4 protein-coding genes and 1 pseudogene are annotated in these 5903 nt (G+C 72.6%); 1 reads left to right on the top strand and 4 read right to left on the bottom strand.

Annotation, left to right across the window (positions count from 1 at the left end):
* Window positions 1-181: pseudogene (locus tag HMPREF3105_RS00670) on the bottom strand (purine-nucleoside phosphorylase); the annotation flags it as partial.
* A gap of 73 nt (window positions 182-254) precedes the next feature.
* On the opposite strand from HMPREF3105_RS00670, the gene HMPREF3105_RS00665 reads away from it, so the two are divergent.
* Window positions 255-1685 (top strand): NAD(P)H-quinone dehydrogenase, encoded by a 1431-nt coding sequence (locus HMPREF3105_RS00665; RefSeq protein ID WP_083325257.1) that lies wholly within the window; start codon window positions 255-257, stop codon window positions 1683-1685.
* A 115-nt stretch (window positions 1686-1800) separates the two neighbouring features.
* On the opposite strand, the gene HMPREF3105_RS00660 is transcribed toward HMPREF3105_RS00665, so the two are convergent.
* The 3 genes from HMPREF3105_RS00660 to HMPREF3105_RS00650 all read right to left on the bottom strand — a co-directional run.
* Entirely contained in the window at window positions 1801-3237 is a 1437-nt protein-coding gene (locus HMPREF3105_RS00660; protein ID WP_070708534.1) for an MFS transporter, read from the bottom strand.
* A 171-nt stretch (window positions 3238-3408) separates the two neighbouring features.
* A complete protein-coding gene (locus HMPREF3105_RS00655) occupies window positions 3409-5265 on the bottom strand; it encodes an acetyl/propionyl/methylcrotonyl-CoA carboxylase subunit alpha (protein WP_070708533.1) in 1857 nt (618 codons plus the stop codon).
* A 164-nt stretch (window positions 5266-5429) separates the two neighbouring features.
* On the bottom strand, window positions 5430-5903 hold a 474-nt coding region (locus HMPREF3105_RS00650; protein ID WP_070708532.1), incomplete at its 5' end, for a Maf family protein.

The following is a 5903-nucleotide window of genomic DNA, read 5'->3' as shown; positions in this document are numbered from 1 at the left end:
CCTCCTCGCCGATCAGGCCGGCGGCCTCGCCCCAGCCGGAGCCGAGGACGACGGCGACGCGGTGCTCCGCCACGCCCGTCGCCCGGGCGAGGGAGTCGGCGGCCGCGCGGGCCTCGGCGAAGCCCGGATGGTCGCCGGTCAAGGGGGAGTCGGGGGAGGGGATGCTGGTCTGGTCGGTCACGTCGTGGAGTCTAGGCGGTGTCCCGTGGCCGCTGGCTAGGACTTTCCCGTCCGTGGCGGACACAATGGAGCCCGTGACCGAGGAAAACAGCACCTTCATCCCGTCCCTGACCATCATCGGCGGCGGCCCCGGCGGCTACGAGGCCGCCATGGTGGCCGCGAAGCTGGGCGCCCGCGTGACCCTGGTCGAGCGCCAGGGGGTGGGCGGCGCGGCCGTCCTCACGGACGTGGTCCCCTCCAAGACGCTGATCGCCGCCGCCGACTCGATGCGCCGCGTGGGCGCCTCCGTGGACCTGGGCGTCGACCTCGGCGGGGGCGACGTCCACGCGGACATGGGCCGGGTCGGCCACCGCATCCTGAACCTGGCCCACGAGCAGTCCTCGGACATCCGCGCGGGCCTCGAGCGGGTCGGCGTCCGGGTGATCGACGGCGTGGGCCGCGTCGTCGGCCCCCACGAGGTGTCCGTCCGCGCCCTCGACGACGCCGACGCCGGCGCCGAGCCCGAGATCATCACCTCGGACGCGATCCTCGTGGCCGTCGGCGCGAGCCCCCGCGAGCTGCCCACCGCCGTCCCGGACGGCGAGCGGATCTTCAACTGGAAGCAGGTCTACAACCTCAAGGAGCTTCCCGAGCACCTGATCGTCGTGGGCTCCGGCGTCACCGGCGCCGAGTTCGCCTCGGCCTACAACCGCCTCGGCGCCAAGGTCACCCTCGTCTCCTCGCGCGACCGCGTGCTCCCCGGGGAGGACGCCGACGCCGCCGAGCTGCTCGAGAAGGTCTTCGAGGGCAACGGCCTCAGGGTGGTCTCCCGCTCCCGGGCCGAGTCCGTCGAGCGGACCGAGACCGGCGTGCGCGTGCACCTCTCCGGCGAGGGCGCCGAGGACACCCCGTCGATCGAGGGCTCCCACGCGCTGGTGGCCGTCGGCGGCGTGCCGAACACGGCGGGCCTCGGCCTCGACGACGTGGGCGTGAAGCTGGCCGGCTCCGGCCACGTGCTCGTGGACGGCGTCTCCCGCACGTCCGTGCCGAGCATCTACGCGGCGGGCGACTGCACGGGCAAGCTCGCCCTCGCCTCGGTGGCGGCCATGCAGGGGCGCATCGCCGTGGCCCACCTGCTCGGCGACGCCCTCAAGCCGCTGCGCCCGCACCTGCTGGCCTCGAACATCTTCACCTCGCCGGAGATCGCCACCGTGGGCGTCTCGCAGGCGCAGGTGGACTCCGGCCAGTACCAGGCGGACGTGCTGCGACTGGACTTCCACACCAACCCCCGCGCCAAGATGTCCGGCGCGGAGGAGGGGTTCGTGAAGATCTTCGCGCGTCAGGGCTCCGGCACCGTGATCGGCGGCGTGGTGGTCTCGCCGCGCGCCTCCGAGCTGATCTACGCGCTCGCGCTCGCGGTCACGCACAAGCTGCACGTGGACGACCTCGCGGACACCTTCACCGTGTACCCGTCCATGTCCGGGTCGATCGCGGAGGCGGCACGCCGCCTGCACGTGCGGATCTGACCCAGAGACGACTTTCGGTCGTGAGATAGGGCCTATCTCACGACCGAAAGCGTCCATTCCCCCGATGTCACGTTCGACAGTGCGGGCGGGGGGCCCGGGCCGGCGAGGAGCGGGGTCAGCGCGCGGCGCGGCGCTCCCGGGCCGAGGTGACGGTGTCGAGGTCCGTGTGGCGGGTCTCGGGGGAGAGCACCAGCGCGATGACGGTGATCGCCGAGGCGGCGGCCAGGTAGTAGCCGACGTAGGCGACGTCGAACTTCTGCACCAGCCAGGCGGCGATGAACGGGGTCAGCGCCGCGCCGAGGATCGAGGACACGTTGTACGCGATGCCGGAGCCGGTGTAGCGCGTGTTCGTGGGGAACAGCTCAGGCAGCACCGCGGACATGGGCCCGAAGGTCAGACCCATGAGCGTCATGCCGGTGGCCAGGAACGTCAGCATCAGCGGCACGTTCAGCTCCGCACCCACGCCCATGTTCGCCGGCGCGAGCCACAGGCCGAATGAGAGGCCGAACACCACCATGAGCACCGAGATCACGATCAGGGTGGGGCGGCGGCCGAAGCGGTCCGCCAGCAGGCCGGAGACCGGCACGAACGCCGCGAAGAACAGGATGCCGACCAGCTGCAGCACGAGGAACTCGGCGTAGGGGACACCCAGGAAGCCGTTGGCCGGCTTGCCGATCGCGTAGGAGAGGATCCACGTGGTCATCAGGTAGAAGAGCACGTAGGTGGCGTACATGACGAAGGTGCCCAGGATCAGCTCCCACCAGTTGCGGCGGAACACCTCGCCCAGCGGCGCCTTCACACGCTGGTCGCGGTCGAGGGCGCGCTGGAAGACCGGGGTCTCCTCGAGCTTGACGCGGACGTAGAGGCCCACGGCCACCATCACGATCGAGAGCAGGAACGGCACGCGCCACACCCACGTGAGGAACGGGCCGTCGAGCACCGGGCTCGTCGAGTCGTGGCTGAAGCCGAGCACGAGTGCGAGGAACAGGCCGTTGGCCAGCAGGAAGCCGATCGGCGCGCCGAGCTGCGGCCACATGGCTGCCTGCGCGCGCTTGCCGTCCTTGGCGTACTCGGTGGCCAGCAGAGCGGCGCCGGACCACTCGCCGCCGAGCCCCAGACCCTGGAAGAAGCGCAGCAGCGTCAGCATGGCCGGCGCCCACAGGCCGATCTGGAAGTACGTGGGAAGCAGGCCGATGAGGAACGTCGCGATGCCCATGGTGAGCAACGAGCCGATGAGCGTGGTCTTGCGGCCCACGCGATCGCCCAGGTGGCCGAAGACGACGGCGCCCAGCGGCCGGGCGACGAACGCCGCGCCGAAGGTGGCCATGGAGGCCAGCAGGGCCGTGTTGTCGTCGCCGCCCGCGAAGAAGATCAGCGGGAAGACCGAGACGGCGGCCGTGGCATAGATGTAGAAGTCGTAGAACTCGATCGAGGTGCCCACGAGGGAGGCGATGATGACCCGCGAGCGGGGCACCTCCTCCGCGGTGGCGACCGCGTCCGACGTGAGATCGGTGGGGGCGCCCGGGTTCGCGGGCGGGGTGGAGTGGGACATGGTGTCTCCCTGGTATGACGGGCACAGGGGGTCGCGAGCGACCACGATGTGAGACGAAGATGCGTGTCAGGTTAAGCCTCGTCGCGCCGATCTGCGAGAGTCATGTCCCCGACGTCCACCATGTGGAACCAGTCGACGACGCCGGCGCTCCCCGCCGTCGGCGCCGGCGGCTCACTCCGCGTCGGCGATGGTGGCGATCACCGTGCCGGCCGTGACCGTCTGGCCCGGCTCGACGTCGAGACCGCTGACCACGCCCGCGCGGTGGGCCGCGAGCGGCTGCTCCATCTTCATGGCCTCCACGACCACGATCAGGTCGCCCTCGGCCACGGTCTGGCCGTTCTCGGCGGCGACCTTCACCACGGTGCCCTGCATCGGGGCGGTCAGCGCGTCCGTGCTGACGGCCGCGGCCACCGGTGCGCCGCGCTTGCCGCGGGGCCGGCGTCGTCCCGCGCCGGCCCGCTGGGCGGCGCCGGAGATCGTGTGCAGGGCCTCGCCCCACGTGGGCAGGGTGACGTCCACGCGCTTGCCGTTGACCTCCACGGTCACGGTGTGGCGCGCCTCGCGGGGGGCCGGCTCGGCCGGGGTGAGGGCGCTCGGCTCGATGCGGTTCGCGAACTCCGTCTCGATCCACCGGGTGTGCACCGAGAACGGCTCCTCCGAGCCGGCGATCTCGGGGGCGAAGGCGGGGTCGCGCACCACGGCGCGGTGGAAGGGCAGCACCGAGGGCATGCCGACGATCTCGGCCTCGCGCAGGGCGCGGGCGGCGCGCTGCAGGGCCTGGCGGCGGTCCGCACCGGTGACGATCAGCTTGGCGACCATGGAGTCGAAGGCCCCGGACACGGTCTCGCCCTCCACCACGCCGGAGTCCACGCGCACGCCCGGGCCGCTGGGCATGCGGAACGTGGTGAGCCGGCCGGGGGCGGGCAGGAAGTTGCGGCCCGGGTCCTCGCCGTTGAGGCGGAACTCGATCGAGTGGCCGCGGGGCTGCGGGTCCGTGTAGCCGAGGGCCTCACCGCGGGCCAGGCGGAACTGCTCGCGCACGAGGTCGATGCCGGTGATCTCCTCGGAGACCGGGTGCTCCACCTGCAGGCGCGTGTTCACCTCGAGGAAGGAGATGGTGCCGTCCTGGCCCACGAGGAACTCGCACGTGCCCGCGCCGACGTAGCCGGCCTCCTGCAGGATCGCCTTGGAGGACTCCACGAGGCGGGCGTTCTGCTCGTCCGTGAGGAACGGCGCCGGGGCCTCCTCCACGAGCTTCTGGTTGCGGCGCTGCAGCGAGCAGTCGCGGGTGGAGATCACGACGACGTCGCCGTGCACGTCCGCCAGGCACTGCGTCTCCACGTGGCGCGGCTTGTCCAGGAAGCGCTCCACGAAGCACTCGCCCCGACCGAACGCGGCCACGGCCTCACGGACCGCGGACTCGTAGAACTCCGGGATCTCCTCGCGCGTGCGGGCCACCTTGATGCCGCGGCCGCCGCCGCCGTAGGCCGCCTTGATGGCCACCGGCAGGCCGAACTCATCCGCGAACGCGACGACCTCCTCCGTGCCGGTCACGGGGGAGGTGGTGCCCGGCGCCAGCGGGGCGCCGACCTTGGTGGCCAGCTGGCGGGCCGAGACCTTGTCGCCCAGCCGGTCGATCGCCTCGGCAGGCGGGCCGATCCACACGAGGCCGGCGTCGGCCACGGCGCGCGCGAAGTCCGCGTTCTCGGAGAGGAAGCCGTAGCCGGGGTGCACGGCGTCCGCGCCCGCGCGCTCGGCGGCGTCGAGGATCTTGCCGATCACCAGATAGGAGTCGGCGGCGGTCTCCCCGCCGAGGGCCACGGCCTCGTCCGCGAGCTTCACGTGCAGGGCGTCCCGGTCCGGCTCGGCGTAGACGGCCACGGAGGTCAGCCCCTCGTCCTGGCAGGCCCGGATGATGCGCACGGCGATCTCGCCGCGGTTGGCGATCAGCACCCGGGAGAACCGGCGCTCCGCCGCGGGGTCGACGGGCGGGACGACCGAGGCCTGCGGTGCGTCGGCGATGCTCATGGGCGATGGACTCCTCGGACGATCACGGCTGGGGGTGCGGGCGCCACGTCCGGGGTCGTGCCCCTCACCCGGTGGGGCGAAAGGCGCGGGACGGCGCCGACTCTGACCAGCACCCTACTCGTTGTGGCGGAACCCTCCGAGGCACGCGGCCCTGTCGCGCCGGATCAGCGCTGCGCGTTGGAGGGTTCCCACAATCGGGTGAAGTCCTGGCCCAGGGCCGCCGTGGCCCGCCGCAGCCACGCCACGGACAGCCCGATCACCGCGTTGGGATCCCCGTCCACGCCGTCCACGAGGGCCGCGCCCGCGCCGTCCACCGTGAACGCGCCCGCGCAGTGCAGCGGCTCGCCCGTGGCCACGTAGGCCTGGATCTCGGCCTCGGTGACGGCGCCGAAGCGCACGACGGCGGACACCACGCCCGCCTCCGCGGCCATCCCGGACCCGGCCCCGGGCTCCGGCAGCACCAGGCCCAGCCAGTGGCCCGAATGCAGCACGCCCTCCCGGCCGGCCTGGGCGCGCCAGCGCTCGACGGCGACCTCGGGCTCGTAGGGCTTGCCGTGGGCGCGGCCCTCGAACTCGAACACGGAGTCGCAGCCGAGCACGAGCGTGGGGGCCTCGACGCCGGCGGCCGCCACACGGGC

It is taken from the genome of Micrococcus sp. HMSC31B01 (assembly GCF_001816085.1).
In the GTDB taxonomy this organism is placed as follows: domain Bacteria; phylum Actinomycetota; class Actinomycetes; order Actinomycetales; family Micrococcaceae; genus Micrococcus; species Micrococcus luteus.
Note: the sequence above shows the minus strand (reverse complement) of the source record. Positions and strands in the feature narration are given on the sequence as shown.